The organism is Leclercia adecarboxylata, from assembly GCF_006171285.1.
Lineage (GTDB): Bacteria > Pseudomonadota > Gammaproteobacteria > Enterobacterales > Enterobacteriaceae > Enterobacter > Enterobacter barmai.
The window spans coordinates 5,061,927-5,076,110 of record NZ_CP040889.1 but is presented as its reverse complement, the minus strand read 5'-3'; the positions used below and the strand labels follow the sequence as shown (position 1 = coordinate 5,076,110).

At 57.3% G+C, this 14,184-nt stretch carries 14 protein-coding genes and 1 pseudogene; 8 read left to right on the top strand and 7 right to left on the bottom strand.

The genetic code is table 11. The annotated features are described in order from the left end of the window. The first annotated feature begins 20 nt into the window (after nucleotides 1–20). Nucleotides 21–1,148: a ribonuclease D gene (gene rnd, locus FHN83_RS26000; RefSeq protein ID WP_139565495.1), complete on the top strand. Its 1,128-nt coding sequence runs from the start codon at nucleotides 21–23 to the stop codon at nucleotides 1,146–1,148. Nucleotides 1,149–1,229: 81 nt separating this feature from the next. Here the strand turns inward: rnd and minE are convergent, their stop codons facing one another. The 3 genes from minE to minC are packed head-to-tail and all read right to left on the bottom strand — an operon-like array spanning nucleotide 1,230 to nucleotide 3,031. Then, nucleotides 1,230–1,499 (bottom strand): cell division topological specificity factor MinE, encoded by a 270-nt coding sequence (gene minE / locus FHN83_RS25995; RefSeq protein ID WP_032611475.1) that lies wholly within the window; start codon nucleotides 1,497–1,499, stop codon nucleotides 1,230–1,232. Between the two features lie 3 nt (nucleotides 1,500–1,502). Further along, on the bottom strand, nucleotides 1,503–2,315 hold the full coding sequence (gene minD / locus FHN83_RS25990) for a septum site-determining protein MinD (protein ID WP_032611473.1): 813 nt from the start codon (nucleotides 2,313–2,315) through the stop codon (nucleotides 1,503–1,505). 23 nt (nucleotides 2,316–2,338) lie between these two features. Continuing rightward, a complete protein-coding gene (gene minC, locus FHN83_RS25985; protein ID WP_039030775.1) occupies nucleotides 2,339–3,031 on the bottom strand; it encodes a septum site-determining protein MinC in 693 nt (230 codons plus the stop codon). Nucleotides 3,032–3,157: 126 nt separating this feature from the next. Here minC and FHN83_RS25980 point away from each other — a divergent pair, with 126 nt between their 5' ends. From FHN83_RS25980 to FHN83_RS25970, 3 genes are all read left to right on the top strand, one after another. Beyond that, a complete protein-coding gene (locus tag FHN83_RS25980) occupies nucleotides 3,158–3,433 on the top strand; it encodes a YcgL domain-containing protein (protein WP_139565391.1) in 276 nt (91 codons plus the stop codon). A 47-nt stretch (nucleotides 3,434–3,480) separates the two neighbouring features. Further along, a complete protein-coding gene (locus FHN83_RS25975) occupies nucleotides 3,481–4,140 on the top strand; it encodes a fumarylacetoacetate hydrolase family protein (protein ID WP_139565390.1) in 660 nt (219 codons plus the stop codon). A 93-nt stretch (nucleotides 4,141–4,233) separates the two neighbouring features. Beyond that, nucleotides 4,234–4,677: a YcgN family cysteine cluster protein gene (locus tag FHN83_RS25970; protein ID WP_039030772.1), complete on the top strand. Its 444-nt coding sequence runs from the start codon at nucleotides 4,234–4,236 to the stop codon at nucleotides 4,675–4,677. A 121-nt stretch (nucleotides 4,678–4,798) separates the two neighbouring features. On the opposite strand, the gene dsbB is transcribed toward FHN83_RS25970, so the two are convergent. Next, complete coding sequence (dsbB, locus tag FHN83_RS25965; protein WP_139565389.1) at nucleotides 4,799–5,329, bottom strand: disulfide bond formation protein DsbB; 531 nt, start codon at nucleotides 5,327–5,329, stop codon at nucleotides 4,799–4,801. A 142-nt stretch (nucleotides 5,330–5,471) separates the two neighbouring features. Next, nucleotides 5,472–7,010, bottom strand: coding sequence for a sodium/proton antiporter NhaB (gene nhaB, locus FHN83_RS25960; RefSeq protein ID WP_139565388.1), 1,539 nt, complete (start codon nucleotides 7,008–7,010; stop codon nucleotides 5,472–5,474). 198 nt (nucleotides 7,011–7,208) lie between these two features. Here nhaB and fadR point away from each other — a divergent pair, with 198 nt between their 5' ends. Continuing rightward, nucleotides 7,209–7,928: a fatty acid metabolism transcriptional regulator FadR gene (gene fadR / locus FHN83_RS25955; RefSeq protein WP_039030769.1), complete on the top strand. Its 720-nt coding sequence runs from the start codon at nucleotides 7,209–7,211 to the stop codon at nucleotides 7,926–7,928. A gap of 76 nt (nucleotides 7,929–8,004) precedes the next feature. Here the strand turns inward: fadR and FHN83_RS25950 are convergent, their stop codons facing one another. Continuing rightward, nucleotides 8,005–9,537, bottom strand: a complete 1,533-nt coding sequence (locus FHN83_RS25950; RefSeq protein ID WP_039030768.1) for a SpoVR family protein — start codon at nucleotides 9,535–9,537, stop codon at nucleotides 8,005–8,007. A gap of 324 nt (nucleotides 9,538–9,861) precedes the next feature. Between FHN83_RS25950 and FHN83_RS25945 the strand changes: the two genes are divergently transcribed. The 3 genes and pseudogenes from FHN83_RS25945 to FHN83_RS29055 all read left to right on the top strand — a co-directional run. Then, on the top strand, nucleotides 9,862–11,160 hold the full coding sequence (locus tag FHN83_RS25945; protein ID WP_139565387.1) for a D-amino acid dehydrogenase: 1,299 nt from the start codon (nucleotides 9,862–9,864) through the stop codon (nucleotides 11,158–11,160). 12 nt (nucleotides 11,161–11,172) lie between these two features. After that, nucleotides 11,173–12,243, top strand: a complete 1,071-nt coding sequence (gene dadX, locus FHN83_RS25940) for a catabolic alanine racemase DadX (RefSeq protein ID WP_039030766.1) — start codon at nucleotides 11,173–11,175, stop codon at nucleotides 12,241–12,243. A 67-nt stretch (nucleotides 12,244–12,310) separates the two neighbouring features. Beyond that, nucleotides 12,311–12,430 (top strand): annotated as a pseudogene (locus FHN83_RS29055) (hypothetical protein); the annotation flags it as partial. On the opposite strand, the gene FHN83_RS25935 reads toward FHN83_RS29055, so the two are convergent. Continuing rightward, nucleotides 12,374–14,107, bottom strand: a complete 1,734-nt coding sequence (locus tag FHN83_RS25935) for a potassium/proton antiporter (protein ID WP_039030765.1) — start codon at nucleotides 14,105–14,107, stop codon at nucleotides 12,374–12,376. The pseudogene FHN83_RS29055 and the gene FHN83_RS25935 sit on opposite strands and share 57 nt — an antisense overlap. Between the last annotated feature and the right edge of the window lie 77 nt (nucleotides 14,108–14,184).

The following is a 14,184-nucleotide window of genomic DNA, read 5'->3' as shown; positions in this document are numbered from 1 at the left end:
CAAACCAAAGAGAATATGATTTGAACTACCAGATGATCACCACCAACGACGAACTGGCTTCGCTGTGCGATATTACCCGCGATGCAGACGCCATTGCGCTGGATACCGAGTTTGTTCGTACCCGCACCTATTATCCTCAGCTGGGCCTGATCCAGCTGTATGACGGCAAAAAGGTATCGCTTATCGACCCGCTGGGGATCACCGACTGGACGCCGATGCGCGAGCTGCTGCTGGATACCGCCATCACCAAATATCTGCACGCCGGGAGTGAAGATCTGGAAGTTTTCCTCAACACCTTCGGCATCATGCCGGAGCCGCTGATCGATACCCAGATCCTCGCCGCTTTTGCCGGGCGTCCGCTGTCGTGGGGCTTTGCCGCCATGGTGGAGGAGTATACCGGCCTTGCTATCGACAAGAGCGAATCCCGCACCGACTGGCTGGCGCGTCCGCTGACCGAGCGTCAGCTCGACTACGCGGCGGCGGATGTGTTCTATCTCCTACCGATTGCCGGTCAGCTGATGAAAGAGGCCGAAGCCTCCGGCTGGCTGCCTGCGGCCCTGAACGAGTGCCGGATGACGCAGCTGCGTCGTAAGGAAGTCACCGATCCGAAAGAGGCCTGGCGCGATATCAGCAACGCCTGGCAGCTGCGTACCCGCCAGCTGGCCTGCCTGCAGCTGCTGGCCGACTGGCGTCTGCGTAAGGCCCGCGAGCGCGATCTGGCGGTGAACTTTGTGGTGCGCGAGGAACATCTGTGGGCCGTGGCGCGTTACATGCCGGGCAGCCTGGGGGAACTGGACAGCATCGGACTTTCGGGTTCGGAGATCCGTTTCCACGGTAAAACCCTGCTGGCGCTGGTGGCGAAAGCTCAGGAGTTGCCGGAAGAGGCGCTGCCGGAGCCACTGTTGAACCTGATGGATATGCCGGGCTATCGCAAAGCCTTTAAGGCAATTAAAGCTCTGGTCCAGGAAGTGGCAACCGAGAGCAAAGTCAGCGCCGAGCTGCTGGCTTCACGCCGTCAGATTAACCAGCTGCTGAACGCGCACTGGAAGCTGAAACCGCAAAACGGCACGCCGGAACTGATTGCCGGATGGCGCGGGGAGTTAATGGCAGAACGCCTGAATGCGCTGCTGGAAGAGTATCCGCAGTAAAGGGTGAATTCCCCGGCGGCGCTGCGCTTGCCGGGGCTACAAATGTAGGCCGGGCAAGCATCGCACCGCCCGGCAACGCCGTTATGAACGCGACTCTTCCGCTTCCGGCAGGGTCACGTTGAGCTCCAGAATCGAGATATCCCCGTCCTTTTGCTCCAGCTGTACGGTCACCATCTCCGGGTCGATCTGCACATACTTACAAATCACTTCCAGGATGTCTTTGCGCAGCTGCGGCAGGTAATGCGGTTCTGCATCGCTGCGGCGGCGTTCCGCGACGATGATCTGCAGTCGTTCTTTTGCGATGTTGGCGGTGCTTTTTTTCCGCGAGAGAAAAAAGTCCAGTAATGCCATAACTTATCCTCCGAACAGGCGTTTGAGGAAACCTTTCTTCTCTTCTTCTATGAAGCGGAAAGGACGTTCTTCTCCGAGCAGACGATCTACCGTGTCCGCATACGCTTTACCGGCGTCTGCGTTAGCGTCGAGGATAACCGGTTCACCCTGGTTAGAGGCGCGCAGCACGGATTGATCTTCCGGGATAACGCCAACCAGTTTGATGCGCAGGATCTCCAGCACGTCTTCCATACTCAGCATATCACCTTTATTGACGCGACCCGGATTATAACGGGTCAGCAGCAGGTGCTCTTTAATCGGCTCTTCGCCATTCTCTGCGCGACGGGATTTTGAAGCAAGGATCCCCAGAATACGGTCGGAGTCGCGCACGGAAGAGACTTCCGGGTTGGTGGTGATGATCGCTTCATCGGCGAAGTAGAGCGCCATCAGCGCACCGGTTTCGATGCCCGCAGGTGAATCACAGACCACGAAATCGAAGTCCATTTTTTTCAGCTCATCGAGCACCTTTTCCACGCCTTCGCGGGTCAGCGCGTCTTTGTCGCGCGTCTGGGAAGCGGGGAGAATATAGAGGTTGTCGGTACGCTTATCTTTGATCATTGCCTGATTCAGCGTGGCATCACCCTGAATCACGTTCACGAAATCGTACACCACGCGGCGCTCGCAACCCATAATCAGGTCGAGGTTACGCAGGCCGATATCGAAGTCGATAACGACAGTTTTCTTTCCCTTCTGGGCCAAACCAGTAGCGATGGCCGCGCTGGAGGTGGTCTTGCCAACGCCTCCTTTACCCGAAGTAACAACAATAATGCGTGCCATAGAAATTCCTTGTTAAAAAGGGATCAATTCAACGGTTGAACGGTCAAAGCGTTGTCTGCCAGACGCAGACGAGCGGCTTTACCAGAAAATTCGGCCGGGATGTTATCGCTCAGCCAGTAAACACCTGCGATGGAGACCAGCTCCGCCTCCAGATGGGTACAAAAAATTTGCGCATCGCGATCGCCGCTGGCACCCGCCAGCGCGCGACCCCGCATGGAGCCATAGATATGAATATTGCCATCGGCGATAAGTTCTGCACCAGCGCTGACGTGGTTAGTTACAATAAGGTCACAGTTTGGCGCATAAATACGCTGACCGGAACGCACCGGCAGATCGATCAAGCGCGTTTTTGTGACGGGTGTAACAGGGAGTTCAGGCGGGGCAGGGGGCTCTGCGCGTGGGGCTTTATCTTTGCCTTCGGTGAGCAGCGGAAGACCCGCCTCGTCAATTTCGGCTTTCAGTGCGGCATCTTTGCAGCCGCTGATGCCAACAATCCGCAGGCCGGTGGCTAACACTGCCTGCTGCAACTGCTGCCAGTTAATCGGCGCTTCAAGGTCGCTTACGTTAATGACGACGGGCGCATGTTTAAGAAATGCGGGCGCCTGGGCGATTTTGTCTTCTAACGCCTGACGAATAACCTCGGGTTTTGCTTCATGCAAATGAACCACTGATAAGGTGAAGCTACTGCCTTTAAGCTCGATTGGCGTGTTTGACATCCTGGCCTTACTCAATTTGCTTTTTACCACGGCGTGTGCGTCGTGATATTCCGAAGAGTATCAGGCATGTTATAGTCACAACTATATTGAGGCAAGTCACCCTCCCCGTTAATTCTGAGTAAATATATGTTTTGTGTGATCTACAGAAGTACCCAACGCGACCAGACCTATCTCTATGTCGAAAAAAAGGACGATTTTTCCCGCGTGCCTGAGGCACTGATGAAGACCTTCGGAAAGCCGCAAATGGTGATGCTGATGCCGCTCGACGGGCGCAAGCAGCTGAAGAACGCCGATCTGGAAAAAGTGAAAAGCGCGTTAGCCGAACAGGGCTATTATTTACAACTCCCTCCGCCGCAAGAGAATTTACTTAAACAGCATCTTGAGGCGCAGGGAAAAAAATAGTTTAAGAATTATCTGTCAGCGTTACATTAACCTTTTAGGGGCTCATTATGTATCAGCATCATAACTGGCAAGGCGCCTTGCTGGATTATCCGGTAAGCAAAGTCGTCTGCGTCGGCAGTAATTACGCGAAGCATATTCAGGAAATGGGCAGTGCGGTTCCGAACGAGCCGGTGCTGTTTATTAAACCGGAAACCGCCCTCTGTGATATTCGCCAGCCGCTGGCGATCCCGCAGGGGCTGGGTTCGGTTCACCACGAAGTGGAACTGGCGGTGCTGATTGGCGCTACGCTGCGCCAGGCTTCTGAAGATCATGTGCAGAAAGCGATTGCCGGTTATGGTGTGGCGCTGGACCTGACCCTGCGCGAGGTGCAGGGCAAAATGAAAAAAGCGGGTCAGCCGTGGGAGAAAGCCAAGGGTTTTGATAACTCCTGTCCAATCTCCGGCTTCGTACCGGTGTCGGAATTCCAGGACGATCCGCAGAACACCACCCTGAGCCTGAAAATTAACGGCGAAGTGCGTCAGCAGGGTTCTACGTCCGACATGATCCACAAAATCGTGCCGCTGATTGCCTACATGAGTCGTTACTTCACCCTGAAACCGGGCGATGTGATCCTCACCGGCACCCCGGAAGGGGTAGGCCCGCTGAACGGTGGCGATGAGCTGGAGCTCTCCGTCAACGGCCTGTCACTGAAAACCCGCGTGCTGTAATCCCCGCTTGCCGCCTTAAAAGGGCGGCAAAACTTGCATCGAGATGCCAGACTGGTTATAAGGTGCGCTTTCTTTTGACGTGTGGACATCCTTATGAGCGAAATCCCTTTCTGGCAAAGCAAAACTCTCGACAACATGACCGACGCCGAGTGGGAATCGCTGTGCGACGGTTGCGGGCAGTGCTGCCTGCACAAGCTGATGGATGAAGACTCGGACGAAATCTATTTCACCAACGTCGCCTGTAATCAGCTGAACATCAAAACCTGCCAGTGCCGCAACTACGAGCGCCGTTTCGAGCTGGAGCCGGACTGCATCAAGCTGACCCGCGACAACCTGCCGACCTTTGAATGGCTGCCGCCGACCTGCGCCTACCGTCTGCTGGCGGAGGGTAAAGATTTGCCGAAGTGGCACCCCCTCCTGACCGGCTCGAAAGCGGCGATGCACGGCGAGCGGATCTCCGTGCGTCATATCGCGGTGAAAGAGTCAGAGGTGCGCGACTGGGAAGACCACATATTGAATCACCCAAACCGCGCATAATAAAAAACCCGCCTCGGCGGGTTTTTTATTAGTGCGGCCTGATGCCCTCACCCCAACCCTCTCCCACGGGGAGAGGGCGCAAACATTAAAAACGGCAACCCCCAGGGTTGCCGTTTTGCTTTTACCTACCAAACAAATCGCGTTTTTTCGGTTTAAACGGCTGGGCAATCAGCACCAGCAGCGCCACGACCAGGTAGGCGGCAAAAATCCCCACCAGCCACTGCGGCATCTCGAGGGTCAGGAATTCCCACTGACGTACGGCGCAGTCACCGGTAGCCACGAACACCTGCGGCAGCCACTTGTCCAGCGGCAGCCAGCTCGGGAAGCTGGCGGCAAAATCACAGGTCTGGAACGGGGAGGGGTGCAGCTGGATCATGGTGTGCTCCCAGGCGAGCTGCAGGCCTTTGCCGGCACTGTAGAGCCAGAGGGCGATGGCGCCATAGCGCAGTGGGCTTTTCGGGGCGATAGCGCCCACCAGACCCGCGCCCATCACGCCAAACAGCGCGCAGCGTTCGTAGATACACAGCACGCATGGCTTCAGCATCATCACGTGCTGGAACCACAATGCCACCATTTCTAACGCGAAGGCGGTCAGGGCCAACAGCAACCACGCCCCGCGTCCGCGCGAGCACTGGTTCAAAAATTTCAACATAATCATTTCCCTGGAACAGGTATAGAAAGCGCAGTGTAAACGAAAACAATTTGCGCGCCAGCCTCAGCGCGCAAAATATAACGTAATCGGATATTTATCATGCACAAGCGCAACCGGGCGAATTATCGCCCGGCTGACTGACTTAATGCGTCGCCAGTATACCCGCCTGCAGCATCCATTGGGTAAAAGGAATGAGGGTAATTTTGACGCATAACAAACCGACCGCGGTTAATACCAGGGTATAAGGCAGCGCCATCCATACCATCCGGCCATAAGAGAGGCGGATAAGCGGGGCGAGGGTGGAGGTCAGTAAGAACAGGAAAGCCGCCTGACCGTTTGGCGTGGCCACCGAAGGCAGGTTGGTGCCGGTGTTGATCGCCACCGCCAGCATCTCAAACTGCTCGCGGTTTATCACGCCGCTCTCCATTGCCGCTTTCGCTTCGTTGATATAGACCGAGCCGACAAACACGTTATCGGAGATGGCCGACAGCAGGCCGTTAAACAGATAGAACAGCGACAGCTGGGCGTCGGGTTCAGCCTGCAGTACGAATTGAATAATCGGCGCAAACAGATGCTGATCGACAATTACCGCCACCACCGCGAAAAAGACCGCCAGCAGCGCGGTAAAAGGCAGCGCTTCGGTAAAGGCTTTGCCGATGGCGTGTTCATCCGTCACGCCGCTAAAGGTGGTGGCCAGAATAATCACCGACAGACCAATCAGCCCCACTTCCGCCAGATGAAACGCCAGGGCAATAATCAGCCAGACGCCAATGATGCCCTGGAAAATCAGCGCCAGCCGCTGCTGACGGGTCCGCTGGCTGCGGCTCTCGTCGTCGAAGCGGCGCAGCACGTCGCGCACCTGGGTCGGCAGCAGGGTGCCGTAACCAAACCATTTACACTTCTCCACCAGCCAGCAGGTGAACAGGCCACACACCAGCACCGGCACGCTGACCGGCGCCACGCGCAGGAAAAATTCAACAAAATTCCAGCCCGCGGCTTTGGCGATGATCAGGTTCTGCGGTTCGCCAACCATGGTCATCACGCCGCCCAGGGCCGTGCCCACGCCCGCGTGCATCATCAGGCTGCGCAGAAATGCGCGAAACTGCTCCAGCACGTCGCGCTGATGGACGTCAACGTGACTGTCATCCTGCATGCCGGCTTCCGGCTGGGACGAAGCCACCCGGTGATAAATCCCGTAAAAACCGACGGCGACGCTGATCACCACCGCGACCACGGTCAGAGCATCGAGGAAGGCCGACAGGAACGCGGCTGCAAGGCAGAAGGCCAGCGACAGCATAGTTTTTGAGGGGATGCTCAGCAGCAGGCGGGTAAAGATAAACAGCAGCAACTGCTTCATAAAGTAGATCCCGGCCACCATAAACATCAGCAGCAGGAGCACTTCGAGGTTCGCCGCCAGCTCCTCTTTCACGTGTTCTGCGCTGGTCATGCCGATAACCACCGCCTCGAAGGCCAGCAGGCCGCCCGGCAGCAGGGGATAACACTTCAGCGCCATCGCTAGGGTGAAGATAAACTCCGCCACCAGCAGCCAGCCTGCGGCGAAAGGGCTGATGATGAAGATAAGCGGGTTAAGAACCAGGAAGACAACCAGGGTCAGTTTGTACCAGTCGGGAGACTGGCCTAAAAAATTGCGCCACAGGGCGCGACGATAAGACATTTCCACAACAGATTTCCTTGCCCGTCACATAATTACGTCCTAAGTATACGCAAATGAGGCCGGTGGAGGAGCGCAGGGGATGTTTTTTAAATGATAAAAATAAAACGGCGATCCCTTTTTTCTCGCCTCGCTGCGCTATCTGCCTCTGCCAGCCTCTGGTATGATGAGTGAATTTTGTAAAAAGCAGTTAATGGAAAACTCACTATGGTCATTAAGGCGCAAAGCCCGGCGGGTTTCGCGGAAGAGTACATTATCGAGAGCATCTGGAATAACCGTTTTCCCCCAGGCTCGATCCTTCCCGCAGAACGCGAACTCTCTGAACTGATTGGCGTCACACGTACCACCTTACGTGAAGTGTTGCAGAGACTGGCCCGCGACGGCTGGCTGACGATCCAACACGGCAAACCGACCAAAGTGAATAACTTCTGGGAAACGTCGGGCCTGAATATTCTTGAGACGCTGGCGCGCCTCGATCACGAGAGCGTGCCGCAGCTGATCGACAACCTGCTCTCCGTGCGCACTAACATCGCCACCATCTTTATTCGTACGGCGTTCCGCCAGCACCCTGATAAGGCGCTGGAGGTCCTGGCCCGCGCCACGGCGGTAGAAGATCACGCCGACGCCTTTGCCCTGCTGGATTACAACGTCTTCCGCGGGCTGGCGTTTGCCTCCGGTAACCCGATTTACGGCCTGATCCTCAACGGCATGAAGGGGCTCTATACCCGCATCGGTCGTCACTACTTCGCCAACCCGGAAGCCCGCAGCCTGGCGCTGGGTTTCTACCACAAGCTGAGCGAGCTCTGCTCTGAAGGTCAGCACGACCAGGTGTATGAAACCGTACGTCGCTACGGCCGTGAAAGCGGCGAGATCTGGCACCGGATGCAGAAAACCCTCCCGGGCGATCTGGCAATTCACGGACGCTAAAATAAAAAACCTCTCGCTTGAGAGGTTTTTTTTGCCGGGTGGCGCTTCGCTTACCCGGCAAACAGGCCGCACCGAATTACAACATATTACCCTTCGCCGGGCAGCGCTCCAGCAACTCCACGCTACCATCCTCGTTCTGCTGCTCCAGCATAATGTCAAAGCCCCACAGACGGTGCACGTGCTTCAGAACTTCCTTGCGCCCCTTATCCAGCGGCGCGCGGTTGTGCGGGATATAGCGCAGCGTCAGGGAGCGATCCCCGCGCAGATCCACATTCCAGACCTGAATATTCGGTTCCAGATTGCTCAGGTTGTACTGGGCCGAGAGGCGGGAGCGGATCTCGCGATACCCCTCCTCGTTGTGGATAGCTGAAATCTCCAGATAGTTGTTGTGATCGTCATCCAGCACCGTAAACAGGCGGAAATCACGCATCACTTTCGGCGACAGGAACTGGCTGATAAAGCTCTCGTCCTTGAAGTCGCGCATCGCAAAGTGCAGCGTCTCCAGCCAGTCGGAACCGGCGATATCCGGGAACCAGTATTTATCCTCTTCCGTCGGGTTCTGGCAGATACGCTTGATGTCCTGGAACATCGCAAAGCCCAGCGCGTACGGGTTGATGCCGCTGTACCACGGGCTGTTGTAAGGCGGCTGGAACACCACGTTAGTGTGGCTGTGCAGGAACTCCAGCATAAAGCGCTCGGTCACTTTGCCTTCATCGTACAGATGATTCAGGATGGTGTAGTGCCAGAAGGTCGCCCAGCCTTCGTTCATCACCTGGGTCTGTTTTTGCGGATAGAAGTACTGGCTCACCTTACGCACGATGCGCAGGATCTCACGCTGCCACGGCTCCAGCAGCGGGGCGTTCTTCTCCATAAAGTAGAGCAAATTCTCCTGCGGCTCGGAGGGATAACGGCGCGCTTCAGGCACCGCTTTCTCCTCTTCCCGTTTCGGCAGGGTACGCCACAGCGTATTCACCTGGCTTTGCAGATACTCCTCGCGGCTTTTCTGCCGGGCTTTCTCCTCCTGCAGGGAGATCTTCTGCGGACGTTTATAGCGATCCACGCCGTAGTTCATCAGCGCATGGCACGAGTCCAGCAGCTTCTCAACCTCTTCCACCCCGTAGCGCTCTTCACACTCGGTGATGTAGTTCCGGGCGAAGATCAGGTAATCGACAATCGAGCTGGCGTCGGTCCAGCTGCGGAACAGGTAGTTATTTTTGAAAAACGAGTTATGCCCGTAGCAGGCGTGCGCCATCACCAGCGCCTGCATGGTGATGGTGTTCTCTTCCATCAGGTAGGCTATACACGGATTGGAGTTGATGACGATCTCATACGCCAGCCCCTGCTGGCCGTGTTTATACAGGCGTTCGGTCTCAATGAATTTTTTACCAAACGACCAGTGGGTATAGTTGATGGGCATCCCAACGCTCGAGTAAGCGTCCATCATCTGTTCAGAAGTAATGACTTCGATTTGATGGGGGTAGGCGTCCAGACGGTAGAGTTTCGCCACCCGATCAATTTCCGCCAGATAGGTGTCCAGCAGCTCGAATGTCCAGTCGGGTCCATCGCTCAGACGTGTGGTGTCCTTATTCATGGAATCAATAGTAGCCATTAGCGCGCCCTCGTTGTTGGTAGCTCTCTCTGTCTGGAGAACCTCTTTTCAAGCATAGAACACAGCATTCAAAAGCGTGCTGGCAGGCTATTTTTTTTCTTTGCGATTTCCCGTCGCGGCGATGGCGAAAACGGGGTGGTCGGCAGCATAATCTGCTGGTTAAAAATGCCGCGCAGCAGGAGATGCCAAATACCCGCCAGCCCCGTCATATGGGGAAGGTGTGAGGTAAGTCACCATAAAAAATGCCTATGTTGAATAATATTTTCAGCTGGGTTATCAATATGTAACCAGAAGATTGTTCTTTTGCTTATAAATGGAGTGGCTATGCGTGTTGTCATACTGGGAAGTGGCGTCGTTGGCGTAACCAGCGCCTGGTACTTAAGTCAGGCCGGGCATGATGTGACCGTTATCGATCGGGAACCGGGTCCGGCACTGGAGACCAGTGCTGCGAATGCCGGACAAATCTCTCCGGGCTACGCGGCGCCCTGGGCGGCACCGGGCGTTCCGCTGAAGGCGATTAAGTGGATGTTCCAGCGCCATGCGCCGCTGGCGATCAGCCTCGACGGCACGCAGTTCCAGCTTAAGTGGATGTGGCAGATGCTGCGCAACTGCGACACCTCGCACTATATGGAAAACAAAGGGCGGATGGTGCGTCTGGCGGAGTACAGCCGCGACTGCCTGAAAGCGCTGCGCGCCTCCACCGGCATCCAGTATGAAGGCCGTCAGGGGGGCACCCTGCAGCTGTTCCGTACCGCCCAGCAGTACGAAAACGCCACCCGTGATATCGCCGTCCTCGAGGACGCGGGCGTCCCGTATCAACTGCTGGAAGCCAGCCAGCTGGCGCAGGTGGAACCGGCCCTCGCCGAGGTGGCGCACAAGCTGACCGGCGGTCTGCGTCTGCCCAATGACGAAACCGGCGACTGCCAGCTCTTTACCCAGAATCTGGCGCAGATGGCCGAGCAGGCGGGCGTCAAATTCCGCTACAACACCGCCGTCGATAAGCTGCTGTATGAAGGGGATAACATCTACGGCGTGCTCTGTGGCGATGAAGTGGTGAAGGCCGACGCCTACGTCATGGCCTTCGGCTCATACTCCACCGCCATGCTGAAAGGCATCGTGGATATTCCGGTCTACCCGCTGAAGGGATATTCGCTCACCATCCAGGTGAAAGAGGACAGCGGCGCCCCGGTTTCAACTATCCTTGATGAAACATACAAAATCGCGATCACCCGTTTTGACAACCGGATCCGCGTGGGAGGAATGGCGGAAATCGTCGGCTTTAACACTGAGCTGCTGCAACCGCGCCGGGAAACGCTGGAGATGGTCGTTGGCGACCTGTTCCCGCGCGGCGGCTTTATTGAACAGGCGACCTTCTGGACCGGGCTGCGTCCAATGACCCCGGACGGCACTCCGGTAGTCGGGCGGACACCGTTTAAAAACCTGTGGCTGAACACCGGACACGGTACCCTGGGCTGGACAATGGCCTGCGGTTCAGGGCAGTTACTCAGTGATTTGATCTCCGGGCGCACACCCGCTATTCCGTTCGATGATCTAAGCGTTGCGCGCTACCGTCCGGGGTTCACGCCGTCACGTCCACAGCATTTACACGGCGCGCATAACTAACAAGGAGTCGTCATGTCCCGTCCCGTTCTGGCTCAGCTGGATCTGCAGGCCCTGAAGGATAACCTGCAAATTGTCCGTCGCGCTGCGCCAGCTTCACGTGTCTGGACGGTGGTCAAAGCTAACGCTTATGGCCACGGTCTGGATCGCGTCTGGAGTGCATTAAGCGCGACTGATGGTTTTGCGCTGCTCAATCTTGAAGAGGCGATCCTGCTGCGCGAGCGCGGCTGGAAAGGGCCGATCCTGATGCTCGAAGGCTTTTTCCACGCAGATGAGCTGCCCCTGTTTGATAAGTACCGCCTGACCACCAGCGTGCACAGCAACTGGCAGGTCAAGGCGCTCCAGAATGCCAGGCTCCACGCCCCGCTCGATATTTATCTGAAAGTGAACAGCGGCATGAACCGTCTCGGTTTTCAGCCGGAGCGGGTTCACAGCGTCTGGCAACAGCTGCGGGCGCTGAAGAACGTCGGGGAGATGACCCTGATGGCCCATTTCGCCGATGCGGAAAAGCCGGAGGGCATTGCCGAACCGATGAAGCGCATTGAGCAGGCGGCAGAGGGGCTGGATTGCCCGCGCTCGCTCTCTAACTCGGCGGCGACGCTCTGGCATCCGGAGGCGCATTTTGACTGGGTGCGTCCGGGGATCGTCCTGTATGGCGCGTCACCGTCCGGGCAGTGGCAGGATATCGCCAACAGCGGCCTGAAGCCGGTGATGACCCTGCGCAGCGAAATTATCGGCGTTCAGACCCTGAAAGCAGGGGATACCGTGGGCTACGGCAGCCGCTACCGCGCCCCGGGCGAGCAGCGGATCGGCATTGTCGCCGGTGGCTACGCCGACGGCTATCCGCGCATTGCCCCTTCCGGTACCCCGGTATGGGTGGACGGCGTGCGTACCGGCACGGTCGGTACTGTGTCGATGGATATGCTGGCGATTGACCTGACCCCGTGCCCGCAGGCGGGGATAGGTACGCCGGTTGAGCTGTGGGGCAACGAGGTGAAAGTGGACGACGTTGCCGCCGCAGCGGGCACCGTCGGGTATGAGTTGTTAACCGCGTTAGCACCGCGGGTGCCGGTTGTGACCATATAAAAGCAAAAGGGCAACGTCAGTTGCCCTTTTTAGTGTTTGCTCCCTCTCCCCGTGGGAGAGGGCCGGGGTGAGGGCATCAGGCCGCACAGAACCGGAGTCAAACGCCGGGTGGCGCTTACGCTTACCCGGCCTACTCTTCAGCATCCTCCGCCACGCGGACACCCACCTTCAGCACCGCGTTATCTTCTTTCTCCGCCACCGTCCAGATCATCCCGGCGAACTCCACCTGGTCACCCACGACCGGTGCGGCACCCAGCAGCTTCTGCACAATCTCGCCCAGCGTCTGCTGGTTATCGCGATACTCCAGCCCTTCTTCCAGGCCGTAGATCAATGCCACGTCGGCGAATTTGGCGCTGGCTTCCAGAATAAAGTCCCCGAAGAAGCGCTGATCCAGCGCCACCGGCGGTGACTGGCTGAACAGCTTGCCGAGGGCAGGGAGGTCATGCTCCCGGCCAATCACGCAGAGAATATCCCCCTCGCGCAGCCGGGTACTGCCGGTCGGGTGCAGCAGGGCGTTATCGCGGAACAGGGCGGCAATGCGCGTCTCTTCCGGCATATGCAGATCGCGCAGCGAGGCGCCCACGCACCACTTATCGGCGCTGAGCTGATAAACAAACTGCTCCCACGGATTTTCGGGGTGAATATCCAGCCCCACGCGGGATACCGGCCAGCCCACCGGCGGGATCACCACGCGGGCCTTCTTCGCCGCCCACGACAGGGACGTGCCCTGGAACAGTAGCGACACCAGCACCACAAAGAACGCCACGTTAAAGAACAGACGGGAATTATCCAGCCCGGCCATCATCGGGAATACCGCGAGGATGATTGGCACCGCGCCGCGCAGTCCCACCCAGCTGATAAACACCCGCTCGCGCAGGTTAAAGCCCCTGAACGGCAGCAGACCGGCAAACACCGAAAGCGGACGGGCAAAGAAGATCATCCACAGCGACAGCAGCAGCGCCGGAATGGCAATCGGCAGCAGATCCGACGGCGTCACCAGCAGCCCCAGCACCAGGAACATGCCGATCTGCGCCAGCCACGCCAGGCCGTCGAAGTTTTGCAGAATGCCAAAGCGGTTGCGGATAGGGCGATTGCCGAGCAGGAAGCCGCACAGATAGACCGCCAGAATGCCGCTGCCGTCCATCGCCGTGGTGAGGGCGAAAATCAAAATCCCGCCGCTCAGCGCCAGCAGTGGATAGAGCCCCGCCGGGAGCGAAATACGGTTGATCATCTGTTGCAGCAGATAGCCCCCGCCGAGGCCAATGATGATGCCAAGGCCAAACTGCTGAAGGATGTGCCAGGCGAACATCCAGCTCAGGCCGGTTTCATGCTGCTGGATCATCTCAATCAGGGTGATGGTCAGAAACACCGCCATCGGATCGTTACTGCCGGATTCAATCTCCAGCGTCGAGCCGACACGTTCGTTCAGCCCTTTACCGCCGAGCAGCGAGAAGACCGCCGCGGCGTCGGTTGAGCCCACAATCGCGCCAATCAGCAGCCCTTCCATAATGTCCAGCTTAAACAGCCACGCCGCCATCATCCCGGTCAGGCCGGAGGTGATAAGCACCCCGACCGTCGCCAGCGACAGGGCCGGTCCCAGCGCCACGCGAAACGAACTGGCCTGGGTGCGCATCCCGCCATCCAGCAGGATCACCGCCAGGGCGAGGTTACTGATCATGTACGCAAACGGGTAATTATCGAAGGGAATACCGCCGATGCCATCAACCCCCGCCAGCATGCCGATGGCGAGGAAAATAACCAGAATGGGGATGCCAAGACGTGACGAAAATGAACTCAATAAAATACTGCAGGTTACAAGAACTGAACCCAGGATAAAAAGACTGATTATTGCTGCGGCATCCAATGTTTGCGTACTCCCTGCCCGACGTGGTGACTGTTATTAAAACCCTAACATATTAACGCCCCTCACAGCGCGGAAAT